A 15790-nucleotide genomic window follows, 5' to 3' on the forward strand; every position below is an offset into this window, starting at 1 on the left:
TCTGCAATTTCGACACTTTTTCACACGCGAAGGATTTTTGCCTCCTGTGAGGCAATTCGATATCTGCTCATCAAATAGGCTATCGTGCTCGATGAGTGCACATTATTGTATGCAATCCAGCGTACCATTGAATGAGATTTCATTTAACTTCGATCGGAAAGCGGGCTATCATTTCCGCCGAATACTCAGGTAAACGGTTATGAATTCTTCAGCAGACGGGCTGTTGACGCCCAGCGATCTCACAGAAAACGGCACACAGCAGATCCGCGACGCCATTCGCGACGCGATCGTCGAACGCAGACTGGCACCGGGAACGAAACTGTCCGAGAGCGATGTCGGCGGCCTGTTCAACGTCAGCCGAACGCTGGCGCGTGCCGCCTTGCAGGCTCTTTCCTACGAGGGCCTCGTCAGTGTGGAGAAAAACAGGGGGGCTTTTGTCGCCTATCCCTCGCCCGAGGAGGCCCGGCAGATTTTCGCCGCGCGCCGCCTGGTCGAGCCCGGCATATTGAAGTCGGCGGCCGAGCGGATAACCCCGGCTGAGATAAAGCAGCTGAGGCAGCTTCTCGTGGAAGAAGGCCGCCTGATGAACGAACGCGGTCAGTCTGCCCGCAGAGCCGAGATCAAGGCTTCGGGCGATTTCCACCTGATGCTGGCGTCGTTTTCCGGCAATCTCATCATGCAGCGTTTCATGGAGGAACTCGTCGCCCGCTCATCGCTGGTGATCGCGCTCTACGGACAATCGAGCGCCTCCAGCTGCGGTCATTCCGAGCACGGTGACATCATCACCGCCCTGGAACGCAAGGACGTCGATAAAGCCTGCGACCTGATGCTTCACCATATCGCGCATATCGAAGCCGATCTCGATCTGCGCGAACGCAAGAGCTTCGGCCTCAGGGAAGCGTTCGAGCGGTGAGATGGCGCGCCTGGAGGCGCCTCCCGCGCGGATCAGCGATTATGGCTTGCGGATCGGCGCGAAAGCCGACTTCGTAACCCTGAGGGCGGAACATGTACCCGAGGCGGTTGTTTCAGTCCCCAAACCGCGTTCGGTCTACAAGACAGGCAAGCTTGTCGCCAGGGACGGCATCGTTTTGCGGCGCTGAACCTGGGCATTCCAGGCGGAGGGCCTAATCGCCGCTTGGAGACGCAACGGTGCGGTCACGCAGCCGTGACGCGCCTATCGTTTCAACTCCCGCTCGAATTTTTCGATCTGCTGCAGGACCCAGGGATCATCGGCGGAATGTTGCGCCGTCTCCAGCTCCAGCCGCCGCTGACGGCGGCGGCGAATCCAGTCGATGAAAGCGCGAAGCAGCCGCATGTCGATATCCAAGGTTTTCAGTAGCTGAGAGGCCCGGCCGCCAGGCTCGAAAGCCAACCGGAAGCCGGGCCTCAACGGCCGCAAGGCGTTGCGGCGATTACCTTTTTGCCCGCGCAAAAATGAACGCTAGCTGAACATCCTGCACGGAAGGATGGTTTGGTCCGATCTTCGCACCCAGGAAGCGAAACCATGCGGTGTCGAGAATATGCGACCTCTAAAATCCGAAATCGGTGATTGCATGGGCAAATTCGCGGAACTCGCTTGAAGAATGGAGGTTTTTTGCAGGAGCGTACCGTTATGGCCAAAACTGACCTAGCCGGAAGGACATGCGCCGACTAAACAACGCCGCGTCGCTTCCGATTTCCCCGGAGCGGCACAAGCTTAGCCTCGCCTGTGCGGGGCTTTTTTCTTTTCTACTTCCGATTGTTCAACGGCGCGGCTCGCCGCCCGGCGCATAGACGGTATCCTGCTCGAAAGCGAAGACAGAGCCGCAACGGCAACGAATCATATGCTTGCGCGGATCGGTCGATGGGCGCTCGGTGGAAAAGCCGCGCGGCATCTCGTCTATCTTGAAATCACGACTGGCTGCGCGACGATCGTCGGTTTCGGAAACCTCGGCAAATCCGGTGTGATCGCACTTGGCGCATTCCAGCTTTCGTGAATATCGATCTCGCGCGGCCATTCTCTTCCAATCCGGGACTCATGCTGGAAACCTTCTAGCAGCGCCTTGCACGCACTTGAAGGCCGTAAGCGGTCTCCGATCCAGTTCGATTTCCTCCCTTAAAAATTTAAGGAGCTAAAAAGGCCGATTGCGTCGAAAAGGGGATTGACCTGATGGCAGATGTCAGACCAATTTACCGCCCTATGACGAAACCGATGCTTACACCCCTTCCTTCCATTGACCGGACGCAGCAAGTCATCGAGGCGCTGTCGACCTTCATCGAGTCGTCGAAGCTGCAGGCCGGCGACAAGCTGCCGACGGAGCGCGAGCTGATGGCAGCACTTTCGGTAGGGCGTTCGACCATCCGCGAGGTAATCACCTATTTCCAGGCTCTCGGGGTCATGGAGACGCGCAAAGGCAGCGGCACCTATCTGCTGAAGCCGGTTTCGAAAGCGACGATTCACATGCCGCTTTCCTTCAACCCCTCGCATCTGCGCGACGCGCTGCTGCAGACGCTGGAGGTTCGCCGCGGCATCGAATGCGAGGCCGGCATGGTGGCGGCAAGAAAGCGGACCGACGAGGACATCGCCATCATCGAGCAAAAGCTCAACGAGATGGAGCGCGTCCACATGGCCAAGGGCACGTCCGGACCGGAAGACCTCGCATTCCATCTCGCCGTCTATGACGCCACGCACAATCCACTGTTCAAGCAGCTTCTCGAACAGATGCGCGAAACCTTCGAGCGCTTTTGGGAGCATCCCTTCGACCGGCTGGATTTTGCCCGCCGGTCCTTTCCCTATCACCGCACGCTGTTCAACGCGATCGTCGACCAGGATCCCGAGGCAGCGCGCGCCGAGACACTTAAAATTCTCGACGTCGTCGAGGAAGACATCAAGGAAATGTCCAAATGACTGACGGACCGGAGCCGTTCGAACTTGCCTCCCTCATTACAGCCCACGACGACGGCAATTTCGCCGAAGCGGTGGTGCCGCCGATCTTCCAGACATCGCTGTTCACCTTCTCCAGCTACGACGAGATGATCGCCTCCTATCGCGGCGAAAAGCTGCGGCCGATCTACACGCGCGGCCTCAACCCGACGGTGCGCATGTTCGAGGAGATGCTGGCAAAGCTCGAGGGCGGCGAGGATGCGCTCGGCTTCGCCAGCGGCATGGCGGCGATCTCATCGGCTGTGTTGAGCTTCGTGGAGCCCGGCGACCGGATCGTTGCGGTCAAGCACGTCTATCCCGATGCCTTCCGCCTGTTCGGCACGCTTCTGAAGCGCATGAAGGTCGAGGTGACCTATGTCGATGGCCGCGATGAGGAAGCCGTCGCAAAGGCGCTTCCCGGCGCCAAGGTCTTCTACATGGAAAGCCCGACCAGTTGGGTCATGGAGGCGCATGATGTCGGCGCGTTGGCAGCTCTTGCCAGGCAGCATGGTGTCATCTCGATGATCGACAACAGCTGGGCCACGCCTTATTTCCAGCAACCGCTGAAGCTCGGCGTGGACCTTGTCATCCACTCCGCCTCCAAATATCTCGGCGGACACAGCGACGTGGTTGCCGGCGTCGTTGCAGGCTCGAAGGAAATGATCGCCCGCCTGAAGGCCGAAGCCTACCCCTATCTCGGCGGCAAGCTTTCTCCCTTCGACGCCTGGCTGCTGATCCGCGGTCTGCGCACTCTGCCGATCCGCATGAAGGCGCATGAGGCCGCCGCCATGACGATCGCCAAGCGATTGCAGGAACTCGATGTCGTCGAGCAGGTCTGCCATCCGGGTCTCGCCAACCGCCTGCCGGCCGGCCTGAACGGAACTTCGGGCCTGTTTTCCTTCATCTTCCGCGAAGGCGTTGACGTCCGCGCCTTTGCGGATCGCCTCAAGCTCTTCAAGCTGGGCGTGAGCTGGGGCGGTCATGAGAGCCTGATCGTACCGGGCGAGGTCGTGCTGCAGCAGAAGGCGCAGCCGAATTCGGCGCACACCTTCGGCATCAATCCGCGCTCCGTGCGTCTCCATATCGGCCTCGAAGGAACCGAGGCCCTATGGAAAGAACTCGAGGAGGCGATCGCCGCCGCCTCGTGAAATCATCAAACTGAGAGGAAACCTAAAAGGGGAACCAACATGAAAAGACTGATAACAGCAGCACTCTTTACCGCCATGATGGCCGGAACCGCCGTTGCCGATACGACGCTCAAGCTTGTGGAAGTGATCACGAGCCCGGAGCGCACCGAGACGCTCAAGTCGATCGTCGCCAAGTTCGAGGCCGAAAATCCCGGCACCAAGGTCGACATCATCTCCCTGCCCTGGAACGAAGCCTTCCAGAAGTTCGCCACCATGGTTTCGGCCGGCGACACGCCCGACGTCATGGAAATGCCCGACACCTGGGTATCGCTCTACGGCAACAACGGCATGCTCGAAAGCCTGGAACCCTATCTGGCGAAGTGGGACCATACCAAGGAGCTGACGCCCCGGGCGCTGGAGCTCGGCCGCTACGTCAAGAACACCGCCTATATGCTGCCTTACGGCTTCTACCTCCGGGCCATGTTCTACAACAAGAAGCTGCTCAAGGATGCCGGCGTCAGCGAGCCGCCGAAGACGATGGACGATTTCGTCAAGGCTTCCGAAGCCGTCTCCAAGCTGCCGGGCAAATACGGTTACTGCATGCGCGGCGGACCGGGCGGACTGAACGGCTGGATGATCTTCGCCGCCTCCATGGCCGGCGACAACAAATACTTCACGGATGACGGCACCTCCACAATGAACAGCGCCGGCTGGGCCAAGGGCATCGAATGGATGGTCGATCTCTACAAGAAGGGCCTGGCGCCGAAGGACAGCGTCAACTGGGGCTTCAACGAAGTGGTCGCCGGCTTTTACTCCGGCACCTGCGCCTTCCTCGATCAGGATCCGGATGCGCTGATTGCCGTCGCAGAACGCATGAACAAGGACGATTTCGGCGTTGCGCCGCTGCCGAAGGGCCCGGACGGAAAATCCTTCCCGACCATTGGCTATGGCGGCTGGTCGATGTTCTCCACCAGCCAGAACAAGGATCTCTCCTGGAAGCTGATCGCGACCCTCGAAGGGCCGGAAGGCAACCTCACCTGGAACAAGAAGATCGGCGCGCTGCCGGCCTATACCGCCGCTGAGAAGGACCCCTTCTATGCCGGCGATCAGTTCAAGGGCTGGTTCCAGGAACTGGCCGACAAGGACACCGTGCCCACGGTGATGCCGACCTATCTCGAGGAATTCGCCTTCTTCAAGGATTCGCTCGCCATCAAGACATCGCAGCAGGCAATGCTCGGCGATATCTCCGCGAAGGATCTCGCTGACCAGTGGGCCGACTACCTGACCAAGGCCCAGCAGAAGTTCCTGGCCAAGAAGTAAATCGTATATGCGGCGGCGGAGCGATCCGCCGCCGCCTTTACCCATTTGAAACAGACGGCGTTCGAACGCCGCGAACGGGAACACTTGCAGATGACTTCGATCGCCGACACGCCCGACAGGCGCGACGACCGCAGGACGTGGCTGACGCGCCTGGCCGACGCCTCCGAGCCCTATCTCTACAGCGCGCCTGCCCTCATCCTCATCATTGCCGTGATGCTGGTGCCGCTGGTGATCGGCATATCCTATGCCTTTCGCGATATTCAGTTGCTCAACCCGTTTTCCGGCGGTTTCATCGGTCTGGAGCACTTTCGCGACCTCGCAAAAGATGGTGCCTTCTACTGGGCTCTGAAGAACACGCTGTGGTGGACCGGCGCTTCCGTGGCGCTGCAATTCATCTTCGGATTGATCCTCGCGCTGCTGCTGGACAAGCCATTCGTCGGCAGGTCTCTCGTGCAGGCGCTGGTGTTTCTGCCGTGGGCCGTTCCCTCCTTCCTGGCGGGCCTCAACTGGTCCTGGCTATTCAACCCGGTCATCGGACCGATACCGCATTGGCTTTACGCGATCGGCCTGATGAGCGAGCCGAGCAACATTCTGTCCGATCCGAACTATGCGATGTGGGGGCCCATCGTTGCCAATGTCTGGTGGGGCATACCCTTTTTCGCCATCACGCTGCTGGCGGCACTGCAGGCCATCCCGCGCGATCTCTATGAGGCGGCCTCGATCGACGGTGCCGGCTGGTTCGAACGTTTCCGCTCGATCACGCTGCCGTTCCTCGCTCCGACCATCGCCATTACCGTGCTCCTGCGAACGGTCTGGGTGTCCAACTTCGCCGATCTGATCGTCGTGATGACGGGCGGCGGTCCCGCGGACCGCACGCAGATCGTCGCCAGCTACATTTTCACGCAGGCCTTCAAGCGGCTGGACTTCGGCTATGCCTCGGCCATCGCCCTGGTGCTGCTGGTGCTGCTGCTCGCCTATTCCATGCTGATCATTCTGCTGCGGCAGACCCTGATGAAGGATTGAGCCATGAGACGATCCGTCATTCCTACCATCGCGCATCGCCTGGCGATCCTCTGCTATGTCGTCTTCGCGCTCTTTCCGCTCTTCTGGCTGCTCAAGGTGTCGGTGACGCCGAACGACCTGCTCTATACGGAAGGCGTGCGCATGTGGCCGTCCCGCACGACCTGGGAACATTATTCCTTCGTGCTGCAGCACAGCGATTTCCCGACTTTCTTCGAGAACAGTCTGATCGTCTCCGCCTCGACGGCGATTGCCGTCACCATTTGCGCTTCGCTGTCGGGCTATGCGCTTTCGCGCTTCAATTTCCGCGGCAAATACTGGATCGTGGCCCTGATGCTGCTGACCCAGATGTTTCCGTTGGTCATGCTCGTCGCCCCGATCTTCAAGATCCTGACGCCGCTGCATCTGACCAACAGCCTGACCGGGCTCGTCATCGTCTACACAGCCTTCAACGTGCCCTTCGCCACCTTCCTGATGCAATCCTTCTTCGACGGCATTCCGAAGGACCTGGAGGAGGCGGCCATGATTGACGGCGCCACGCAGTTTACAGCCTTCAGGCAGATCATCCTGCCGCTGACCCTGCCCGGCATCGCGGCAACGCTCGGCTTCGTCTTCACGGCCGCATGGAGCGAGCTGCTCTTTGCGCTGATGCTGATCAACGGCAACCAGGCCGCGACCTTCCCGGTCGGCCTTCTCACCTTCGTCTCGAAATTCTCCGTGGATTTCGGGCAGATGATGGCCGCGGGCGTCATGGCGCTCATTCCGGCGGCACTCTTCTTCCTGCTCATCCAACGTTATCTTGTGCAGGGCCTGACGGCCGGCGCGGTCAAGGGTTAGTCACATGGCATCGATCGATATTCAGAACGTCAAGAAAGCCTACGGCCATGTGCAGGTGCTGCACGACATCGATCTTCGGATCAAGGACGGCGAGTTCGTCGTCCTCGTCGGTCCGTCCGGATGCGGCAAGTCCACCTTGCTCAGGATGATCGCAGGTCTCGAAGACATCAGCGGCGGAGAGATCCGCATTGCGGAAAACCGGGTCAACGAACTGCATCCGAAGGATCGTGACATCGCCATGGTGTTCCAGTCCTATGCGCTCTATCCGCACATGAATGTCGCCGGCAACATGAGCTATAGCCTGCGGCTGCGGAAGATGGCGAAGGAGACCATCTCCAAGGCCGTGGCCAACGCGGCGGCAAAGCTCGGTCTCGATCCGCTGCTCGAACGCCGGCCGAAGGCGCTCTCGGGCGGGCAGCGGCAGCGCGTCGCCATGGGCCGTGCCATCGTGCGGCAGCCGAAAGCCTTCCTTTTCGACGAGCCGCTTTCCAACCTCGACGCCCGTCTTCGCGAGCAGATGCGCGCCGAAATCAAGAAGTTGCACGGTGATCTTAAGGCGACGTCGATCTACGTGACCCACGACCAGATCGAAGCGATGACGCTGGCGGACCGCATCGTCGCCATGCATGGCGGCGTGGTGCAGCAGGTCGGCAGTCCGCTTGAACTCTACGATCACCCCGCCAATCTCTTCGTGGCCGGCTTCATCGGGTCTCCCGGCATGAACTTCCTCGACGCAACATACGAGGGCAGTGCCGTCAAGCTCAAGGACGGCACGCTCGTTTCGCTTCCGGAGCCGCTGAAATTGCCGGTCGGCGCCAAGGTGACGCTCGGCATCCGGCCGGAGCATGTGGTGCTGTCGTCCAATCCGTCCGACATGGCCGCCAATGTCGAACTCATCGAACCCACCGGCTTCGGCATCATCCTGCATCTTTCGCTGCATGGCCTGCCGTTCAAGGTATTCACGCTGAATCGCAGCGCGCTGAGCGCGGCCACCCAGGTCAATGTTGCTTTCCCGGCGCAGTATCTGCACGTCTTCGACGAGGAAGGAAAAAGGGCGGCTTAACCGCCGCCCTTCCGGGAAATTCTCAATCTGCAAAGGGCTTGGTCGGTCCATTGGAAGGCTGGGTAAACCAGTGCGGGCCGTCCGACGCCATGTAGATATGATCCTCGAGCCGGATACCGAATTTCTGCGGAAAGACGATCATCGGCTCGTTCGAGAAGCACATGCCGGCTGAGAGCTTCGTCGCATTGCCGCGCACGATGTAAGGCTCCTCGTGAATCTCCAGCCCGAGGCCATGACCGGCGCGATGCGGCAACCCCGGCAGCTTATAGTCGGGACCGAGCGAATGTTTCACGAGCACGGCGCGCGCCGCGTCATCCAGGCTGGAGCAGGCAGCGCCCAGCTTCGCGGCATCGAAAACGGCCTGCTGCGCTTCGCGCTCGATCGCCCAGGCGTCTTCGAAGGCGCTGTCGCCGCTCTTCAGCTTGTACGTCCGTGTCAGGTCGGAGTGATAGCCGTCGATGCGGGTGCCGGTATCCACCAGAATGACGTCGTCTTCGCCGAGTGTCTGGTCGCCGTTGGCGCCGTGCGGCAGCGACGTGGCCTCACCGAAAGATACGATGCAGAAGGTTGAGCCACCATGGGCTGCAGCCTCGCGATGTCGCCGGTCGATGAACTCGACCACTTCCGAGGCGCGAATCCCCGGCTTGAGCAAGGCATGCGCCTGCCTGTGCACATCGAGCGTCAGGTTCATCGCATATTGAATGAGCGCGATTTCAGCCGGAGATTTGATCCGGCGCAGGCTGTTGATGACCGGTCCGCCGTTCGCCAGTTTTTCGGCTCCGAGCTCCGTCGCCAGTGCGTTATAGAAGTAAAGCGGCATGTTGTCGTCCAGCGCCAAAACACCTGACTTGCCGAGCACGCGCGCGATCAATGCCGCGCTGCTCTCTTCTTCCTGCCATTCGAGGATTTCGGCCGGCAGATGCGGCAAGGTCTCGACCCGGCTGCGTTCGAAACCCGGTACGATGTAGTAAAGCCCGTTCGGCGTCACCAACGCACCCAGAAACCGCTCGCTCGCATGCCAGATCAGCCCGGTAAAATAACGCAGGCTCTCCGTCGGCCCGAGCAACAGGCCGGCCAATCCCTGCGCGTCGAGCAATTGGCGAAGACGCGAGAGGCGTTGCAGCCTTTCCTCTTCGGTGATCCGGGGTACTGGATGTTGCCACGACATTTCTGGTCTCCTCAACTATTTCCGTTTTATGCATTTTCATTCGTATCAGGTGCAATTCCATCGACACTATCGCTCTTGTGGGCAAAGTGTCGACAAAGAAAATGCTAACATTCCTATCGCTTTGCGCTTCGCTCCACCCGCTCCGCAATGCGGCGTCAGGACCATAGCCAGCCCGCTCGATCGCTAAATTATCTGACAGCGCGAACGCTGCCCCAATGGTTCACTGCCTCCATCGAAACAGACGGTGGAACATCATCATGCAAATCGCAACTATCATAGTTCCCTCCCAGCGGATCCGCGCCGGCCGCAAGGCCCGGCGCACGCCTCTTTCGGTCGTCGCCGATCTGGTGCGCCTGCTTGCACGCAGGATGGTCGAGCGGAGAAACCGCAATGCACTGATGGAGCTGTCGGACGATCAGTTGAAGGATATCGGGCTTTCCCGCGGTCAGAATGGAAGCGACGTCCATGTCTATGGCCGCTACTAAAAAGATGAAACGGGACGTGCTAAGTTCGTTAGGCGTAGCGACCTTCAGCGCTCTGATGGGGATTTCGGCATGTCAGACATTTCGACAGCCTTGCTGCTGAAGACGAAAACTGTCCTCATCCGCGATGTCGTCTGCAATGGCGAATGCCGGCATAAGAGCGACGAGGAATGCGCCCACAGGACCAGCCTCGTCTATCCCTATCGCGGCGTCTTCAAGCGCCACGTCGGGCAAAACGATGCCGTTGCGGAAGCCAACCAGGTGCTGTTTTTCAATCGCGAACAGGGATACCGGATCAGCCATCCCGTCGAGGGCGGCGATTCCTGCCTGGACCTGATGATCGACGAGACCGTCCTTCACGAACTTGCGCCAAAAGAGCAGGTTCACGCCGGTGACGGCGTCATCTTCCGTCGGCAGCGGCGGCGCATAGACCCTCGGGCCCAGGCGCTTGTGGCGATGCTGCGTCACGGCTTGAGCCGTAACATAGCCGAAAGCCTCGAAGGAGAAACGCTGGCGCTAACCCTGGTGCGCCGCTCGCTCGGCGAGCGCACGTCTCATGCGGCCGGCGCAAGCTTCGGCCGGCAGAAACTTGTCGACCGGGCCAAGCTCGTCCTGTCCTCCGATCTTGCGCGGCGATGGACGCTTGCGGAGATCGCCAGGGAGGTCGGCGTATCGCCGGTTTACCTGACGCAGGTCTTCCAGCAGGTCGAAGCCATGCCGCTTTATCGCTACCAGTTGCGGCTGCGGCTGGCGCGCGCACTCGATCTTCTCGGCTCCTATGATGATCTGACCATGCTTGGTCTCGATCTCGGCTTCTCCAGCCACAGCCATTTCAGCGCTGCTTTCAAGCAGACCTACGGGCTGACTCCGGCGGAGTTCCAGCGCTCCGCGCAGTTGAAGCCGAAACGATATACGGCTCGCTAAAGATTCTGACAGCGCTCCAGCGATGATCGGTGCTCTCATGACCCTGCCCCGACATGGGGAACGATCAGGAAAGGATCATGAGATGAAGAGAACCACATGTGCCGCCTGCGACTGCGAGCTGGGTGCGGAGACCATCAAGGTCAATCTCGGTGGCAAATCGGTCGAAGTATGCTGCGAGGAGTGTGCGGCCGCCCTGAAGGAGGCGGATCAATCGACATCGGTCGCGTCCGCCGGCAAGGAGTAAGGCCGCCACAAGAGACACTGGCGATCGCCGCCCCGAGAGGGCCGCGATCGTCGATGTCCAAGCCGCGCAACGGCTGCGGCGATCCTCGCATCCGGCCAACGAAGAAAATTTGTAATGAAGTATTGCCGCAAAGCTCACAGAAAACTTCGTTCGCAACATTCCTCTTCCGGGACATACTCGGAAACATAAGGACGTATCGCGTTCATACAGCCTCATTAGCCTCCGCATCGGTTAATCGCAATGAAGGTACTGATCATGAGGCAACGATACATCGTCGCAACTTTATTCATAACAGCCATGGGCGGCATGGCCGCCGCAGCCTATGCCGCCGAGCCGCCGGCTGCGCCTGACACGCAGAATCCCGCCATTGCCGAGACAGCGCCGCCCGCTCCGGCGGATATGCCGCCATTCGGCTGGCCCCACCCCGGCCCGCATCCCCATGGACCGATGATGGCGTTTGGCGCTGGCATGCCCATGCCGCACATGCCGCCCGGTGGCTTCCCGCATGGTGACAATCCGGCGTTGGAACTCGCAGGCAAACTTTCGGCAATGGAAACGTTGATCGGCATTCGCAGCGCCCAGCTCGACGCCTGGAGAGACTATACCAATGCTTTGACCGATCTCTTGGCCATGCCGAGGCATCAACCGCCGGGTCCGCCGGACGGTGACGATGCGCCCCCTCCCCAGGCCGCCCAGGATGCCGGCAAGCCGACGGAACTCTTCGGCGAGCGCATTGCCGACCGCGTGCTGGATCGCGCCGCCAAGGCAAGCGTGCTCAAGGACAAGGCCGCGGCTCTGCGCAATGTTCTGACTTCCGATCAGCTCGCCAAGCTTGAAGATGCCGAACGATCCCTCGTCCCCGGTCCTCATCCATTCCGCTGAGCGACAACACGGGAGCAGGCCAGGGGAAATCCCGCGCCAAGTGATAGCCTAGACCAATTTCTCTCCGCCTCCAGCCGATCGAGATCCCCCCGGACGCCCCGATCGGTTGCAAGGCGCGGCTCCTTGAGGAGCCGCATGGTCCGGAAGTGCCCGCCCGGCGCTCCCGGACCAAAGATGCGTTAGCATCAGCGGCCATATCGCCACCAATATGGGCCACAGAAGCCATTGGTATCGCCCTGGTTACGTCGCCATGGCCGGGATTTTCGCCGTTAAACAAGATCCGTATTCGGCTCGGCCCAAATTATATCGTGCCAAGACGCCGCCAATAACGGGGCATATGTAGCCGGCTATCGGAACGGCGCCGTCGTTCATTCTGACAGCAGTGAAAAGGGGGGCGTCCGACGGCATTTACCGTGGTGTACAGGCGCGCAATGACATGCAAGCCATTCGCGACATGCCGCGCTCAAAGCATTGATTTTTTGGAAATTTTCAATTCTGCCATCGGAGACAATCCGGCTTCGCCATTCGTGTTGGGGGCGTCATGGCGAAGCCGGGTATGCGGGGCGATCAAAGCCTGCTCGAGTCAAGCTGGTGATCGCCGTCAAACTACAACAGTTGCTGCCCCGAACATTTCCGAACATTGCTGAAACAAGGCATTTTGAGGAAATTTGGTGTCTCGGCTTTTCCATCGAATTCGCATTATTTAGCAAATTCCGCGATAGCATCATCAATACTGTCGCTCGTAGAATTTTCGGGAATTCTACGCAAGTAAAACCTGTTTTACCGGAAAAATGCGGCGTGAATTGACCGCCGCTTTGCAGGGCGCCGACGATCGCTCTGCTCTAGCTCGCGGCCTTCGCATCGGCGCTCTTGAACGAGACGACTTGCTCCAGCCCCCTCGGCTTGCGGTTGCGCACGGTGATCTCGCCTTCGAAGCGCGTGACGATCTCCCGCGCGATAGCCATGCCGAGGCCGGCGCCGGGGAAAGATCTTTGTCGTGCTATATCGATTCGGAAAAAGGGCTCGAACACCTGGTTCAGCCGATCCTCCGGAATACCTGGCCCCGTATCGATAATTCTCACCACCGCGCGGTTGCCGAGGTGAGTGACCGTTACCGTCGCCGACTGGCCGTGTGTCGCGGCATTGATGAGCAGATTGCGCAGCGCCCTGGTGACGGCGAGCGGCCCCGCGCAGATCGTCGTCTGCTCCATCTCGCCGCTATCGATGTTCATATCGATTGCCCTCAGCTCCGCGACGATGGCCCCGACGATCCTGTCGAGCCTGACCTGTTCGAGGCTATCTCTGGAAATCTCCTCCCGGACGAGGCCAATGGCACTGTCGGCAATCCGGTCGAGCTCCTCCAGATCGGCAAACCATTTGCGCCGCTCTTCGTCATCCCGGATGAATTCCGCGCGCAGGCGCATCCGGGTCATCGGCGTCCGCAGATCGTGACCGGCGGCGGCAACGAGCCGCATGCGGCTTTCGGTGGCGGCCTTCACTCTGGCGGACAGGCCGTTGAGCGCTTGCGCCGTAGCGCGAACTTCGCCCGGCCCGGTTTCGGGTATGTGCGGCAAGGTGCCGTCGGGGTTGACCGCGGCAACCGCCTCTTCCAGCAGGCGCAGCGGTTTCATGATCTTCGAGGCGGCAAAGATCGAAACCAGCACGCTGCCGATGATGATGAGGCCAAGCCACCCCATGAGGATCTTCCAACCGCCCGGCGGCGGGCCGTGCTGCGGCATCGGCAAAACCAGCCAATTGCCGTCGGACAGTTTCAGCGATGCGATCATCTCTCCCGTCGATTGGCGCGTTATGGTCGCCTCGCGCATGCCGGTAATTCGAAGCAGCGCTTCCATGAGAAAGCGGGAGAGTTCTTCGTCGCGCTGGCCTTCGACCGGCTTGGGCGTAATAACCAATCCCGCCGACGCTGCCGTGGCCCTGTCCTTTTCAGCAAAGGTCGCCAGAATGGAAAGTTGCCTGGCCATGCGCTCGACCATCATATCCGGCCGTGGCCCGCGCATGACGAGGCTTGCCACGAATGAGGAGGAAATGACCACCAGCACGATGGCCGTCAGCAGAAGCAACGCCAGACGCGCACCAAGCGACCTCATGAATCGCCCTTGATAGCCATTACGGGGACGACCAGCTGATAGCCACCATTACGAATGGTTCTGAAAATTGGCTCTTCCACGGTCTCACCGAGCTTGCGGCGTAGCCGGCTCATCAAGACGTCGATCGAGCGGTCGGCCGGATCGCGGTCGCGACCCTGTGTCAGATCCAGCAATTGATCGCGAGACAACAACCGGCCAGCCCGCTCCAGGAAGGCTTTCAGAAGATCGAACTCCGCGCCGGTCAGCGCGATCACCTCGCCATTGTCCCTGCTTACCCGCCGAAGCTGCGGATCAAGCATCATATCCGCAAACTGATAGCGTCTCTGCTCGGGTTCGGAGGATGAGTCCTCGTTCGTGCGGCGCAGGACGGCACGGATGCGTGCGGCCAGCTCGCGCGGATTGAACGGCTTGCCGAGATAGTCGTCCGCGCCGATCTCAAGACCCAGAATGCGGTCTATATCCTCCTTCAGCGCCGTCAGCAGGATGACCGGCACCCGAGGGCGGCGGTTTCGCAGATCTCGGCAAAGATCGAGGCCCGATCCGTCGGGAAGCATGACATCCAGCACCAGCAGATCGGGCTGGCGTCGGTTGAGCGCATCGTTGCATCCACGAAGATCGCTTGCCGTAGACACGCGGAACCCCTGCTCCTCGAGATAGCGGCTGAGCAGCGAACGTATCTCGTGATCGTCATCGACTATCAGAATATCCGGCGCGACGTTCGCATTCATAGGCTTCATTCCGTTTTCTCAACCCTTATACAAGCTATCGACTCTCTGAAAAGAAGGGTTTTGCGGCACCAATACGGAAATTTCGGGCGAGGAAATGTTGGTTTACAAAATTCCCGGCATCAGAAACGTTGGGCAACACAATAATGCCGGGTAGCGTCAAGAATGCGAAACCAGGGCTGCGGACGGAGCATCGGCCCGATGAAACCACGCCTCTCGATTGGCCTGTTCGGCGACGGCGCGCAAGACGGATCGGCCATAGCGGACGAAATCGCCGCAAGCTCCATGGCTCACCAACCGCATCGGGGATGCCATGCACATAATCACGGGACGAAAGAGGGTCGAACCTGGTGCAGCGACGTCCTGCCTTTCACTTATGCAGGAACATACGCGCTTCAACGACATGACGCACGTATAAATTGCGGCCGTTGACATGAAACTCCCATGTGACTCCGCCACGAAAGGAGTTGAAGAGGCGCACCGAAGTGCGCCTCATGTTCAGACGATGAAAAAAGTCGAGGGCGGAACCTGCAATGCGAGTGCAATGCGCCGAAGTTTCGCCGGATCGGCCTCTGCACCAGCCTCTATTTCAATGATTTCCTCACTGGTGAGGCCACAGGTTTCAGACAGGTCATCAACCGTATAACCGATGGCTTCACGCGCCTGCCGCACGGCAGCAGCGATTTCGCCATGGGGAACGGTGGAAGCCTTTGAACTATCGATATTGTTCGGAGTAATGGACATGAAATTTCTCCTTCCAAAGTCCGCCGGCCGGTTCGTTGCCGGGTGAAGGCAGCTATTGCAGCCATGAGGCATATCGACCTAAACAGACGCGGCCGAACGCTCGGTCAATATAGGCATCAATGCGGCAAGGGCAAGCACGGAAGCGCATAGCTGCCAATCCTCCAGCTCTCGGCTCATATCGTGTTTTAATATTCGGTGAAAGCCACTACACGCCTTGGTTACAAAAATGCCGTCCTTCACCGCA

The 15790-nt window shown here is 59.8% G+C and carries 17 protein-coding genes and 1 pseudogene; 12 read left to right on the plus strand and 6 right to left on the minus strand.

The window, feature by feature from the left end; translation table 11 throughout:
• The first annotated feature begins 199 nt into the window (after nucleotides 1-199).
• Nucleotides 200-913: a GntR family transcriptional regulator gene (locus GR212_RS04685; RefSeq protein WP_163985301.1), complete on the plus strand. Its 714-nt coding sequence runs from the start codon at nucleotides 200-202 to the stop codon at nucleotides 911-913.
• 28 nt (nucleotides 914-941) lie between these two features.
• Nucleotides 942-1100 (plus strand): annotated as a pseudogene (locus GR212_RS04690) (metal-dependent hydrolase); the annotation flags it as partial.
• 74 nt (nucleotides 1101-1174) lie between these two features.
• Here the strand turns inward: GR212_RS04690 and GR212_RS36770 are convergent.
• Together GR212_RS36770 and GR212_RS37680 are read right to left on the minus strand one after the other, a co-directional pair.
• On the minus strand, nucleotides 1175-1315 hold the full coding sequence (locus GR212_RS36770; protein ID WP_204326266.1) for a hypothetical protein: 141 nt from the start codon (nucleotides 1313-1315) through the stop codon (nucleotides 1175-1177).
• A gap of 427 nt (nucleotides 1316-1742) precedes the next feature.
• Nucleotides 1743-1997, minus strand: coding sequence for a hypothetical protein (locus tag GR212_RS37680; RefSeq protein WP_112508621.1), 255 nt, complete (start codon nucleotides 1995-1997; stop codon nucleotides 1743-1745).
• 194 nt (nucleotides 1998-2191) lie between these two features.
• Here GR212_RS37680 and GR212_RS04700 point away from each other — a divergent pair, with 194 nt between their 5' ends.
• From GR212_RS04700 to GR212_RS04725, 6 genes are all read left to right on the plus strand, one after another.
• The gene (locus GR212_RS04700; RefSeq protein ID WP_163985302.1) at nucleotides 2192-2887 is read left to right on the plus strand and encodes a FadR/GntR family transcriptional regulator; all 696 of its coding nucleotides are present in this window, start codon (nucleotides 2192-2194) and stop codon (nucleotides 2885-2887) included.
• A complete protein-coding gene (locus GR212_RS04705; protein WP_163985303.1) occupies nucleotides 2884-4050 on the plus strand; it encodes a PLP-dependent transferase in 1167 nt (388 codons plus the stop codon). Before GR212_RS04700 ends, GR212_RS04705 begins: the two co-directional genes overlap by 4 nt.
• A 39-nt stretch (nucleotides 4051-4089) precedes the next feature.
• Nucleotides 4090-5349: an ABC transporter substrate-binding protein gene (locus tag GR212_RS04710; RefSeq protein ID WP_163985304.1), complete on the plus strand. Its 1260-nt coding sequence runs from the start codon at nucleotides 4090-4092 to the stop codon at nucleotides 5347-5349.
• Nucleotides 5350-5439: 90 nt separating this feature from the next.
• A complete protein-coding gene (locus GR212_RS04715) occupies nucleotides 5440-6372 on the plus strand; it encodes a carbohydrate ABC transporter permease (RefSeq protein ID WP_163985305.1) in 933 nt (310 codons plus the stop codon).
• 3 nt (nucleotides 6373-6375) lie between these two features.
• On the plus strand, nucleotides 6376-7206 hold the full coding sequence (locus GR212_RS04720) for a carbohydrate ABC transporter permease (protein ID WP_113422706.1): 831 nt from the start codon (nucleotides 6376-6378) through the stop codon (nucleotides 7204-7206).
• Between the two features lie 4 nt (nucleotides 7207-7210).
• The gene (locus GR212_RS04725; RefSeq protein WP_163985306.1) at nucleotides 7211-8269 is read left to right on the plus strand and encodes an ABC transporter ATP-binding protein; all 1059 of its coding nucleotides are present in this window, start codon (nucleotides 7211-7213) and stop codon (nucleotides 8267-8269) included.
• 22 nt (nucleotides 8270-8291) lie between these two features.
• Here GR212_RS04725 and GR212_RS04730 read toward each other — a convergent pair whose 3' ends face one another.
• Nucleotides 8292-9437, minus strand: coding sequence for a M24 family metallopeptidase (locus tag GR212_RS04730; protein ID WP_163985307.1), 1146 nt, complete (start codon nucleotides 9435-9437; stop codon nucleotides 8292-8294).
• A 257-nt stretch (nucleotides 9438-9694) separates the two neighbouring features.
• On the opposite strand from GR212_RS04730, the gene GR212_RS04735 reads away from it, so the two are divergent.
• From GR212_RS04735 to GR212_RS04745, 4 genes are all read left to right on the plus strand, one after another.
• On the plus strand, nucleotides 9695-9922 hold the full coding sequence (locus GR212_RS04735) for a DUF1127 domain-containing protein (RefSeq protein ID WP_163985308.1): 228 nt from the start codon (nucleotides 9695-9697) through the stop codon (nucleotides 9920-9922).
• A 69-nt stretch (nucleotides 9923-9991) separates the two neighbouring features.
• Nucleotides 9992-10843 carry a helix-turn-helix domain-containing protein gene (locus tag GR212_RS04740; protein ID WP_163985309.1) on the plus strand — a complete coding sequence of 284 codons (852 nt, stop codon included), beginning with the start codon at nucleotides 9992-9994 and terminating at the stop codon, nucleotides 10841-10843.
• 82 nt (nucleotides 10844-10925) lie between these two features.
• Entirely contained in the window at nucleotides 10926-11087 is a 162-nt protein-coding gene (locus GR212_RS36780) for a hypothetical protein (RefSeq protein WP_204326268.1), read from the plus strand.
• Between the two features lie 255 nt (nucleotides 11088-11342).
• Nucleotides 11343-11969: a hypothetical protein gene (locus GR212_RS04745; RefSeq protein WP_163985310.1), complete on the plus strand. Its 627-nt coding sequence runs from the start codon at nucleotides 11343-11345 to the stop codon at nucleotides 11967-11969.
• Between the two features lie 842 nt (nucleotides 11970-12811).
• On the opposite strand, the gene GR212_RS04750 is transcribed toward GR212_RS04745, so the two are convergent.
• The 3 genes from GR212_RS04750 to GR212_RS04760 all read right to left on the minus strand — a co-directional run bounded on the left by GR212_RS04750 (nucleotide 12812) and on the right by GR212_RS04760 (nucleotide 15546).
• On the minus strand, nucleotides 12812-14077 hold the full coding sequence (locus GR212_RS04750; protein ID WP_163985311.1) for an ATP-binding protein: 1266 nt from the start codon (nucleotides 14075-14077) through the stop codon (nucleotides 12812-12814).
• Nucleotides 14074-14805, minus strand: coding sequence for a response regulator (locus GR212_RS04755; RefSeq protein ID WP_163985719.1), 732 nt, complete (start codon nucleotides 14803-14805; stop codon nucleotides 14074-14076). Before GR212_RS04755 ends, GR212_RS04750 begins: the two co-directional genes overlap by 4 nt.
• Before the next feature lie 495 nt (nucleotides 14806-15300).
• Entirely contained in the window at nucleotides 15301-15546 is a 246-nt protein-coding gene (locus GR212_RS04760; RefSeq protein ID WP_163985312.1) for a helix-turn-helix domain-containing protein, read from the minus strand.
• Between the last annotated feature and the right edge of the window lie 244 nt (nucleotides 15547-15790).

This window comes from Martinezella lusitana, from assembly GCF_010668395.1.
GTDB lineage: Bacteria > Pseudomonadota > Alphaproteobacteria > Rhizobiales > Rhizobiaceae > Rhizobium > Rhizobium lusitanum_A.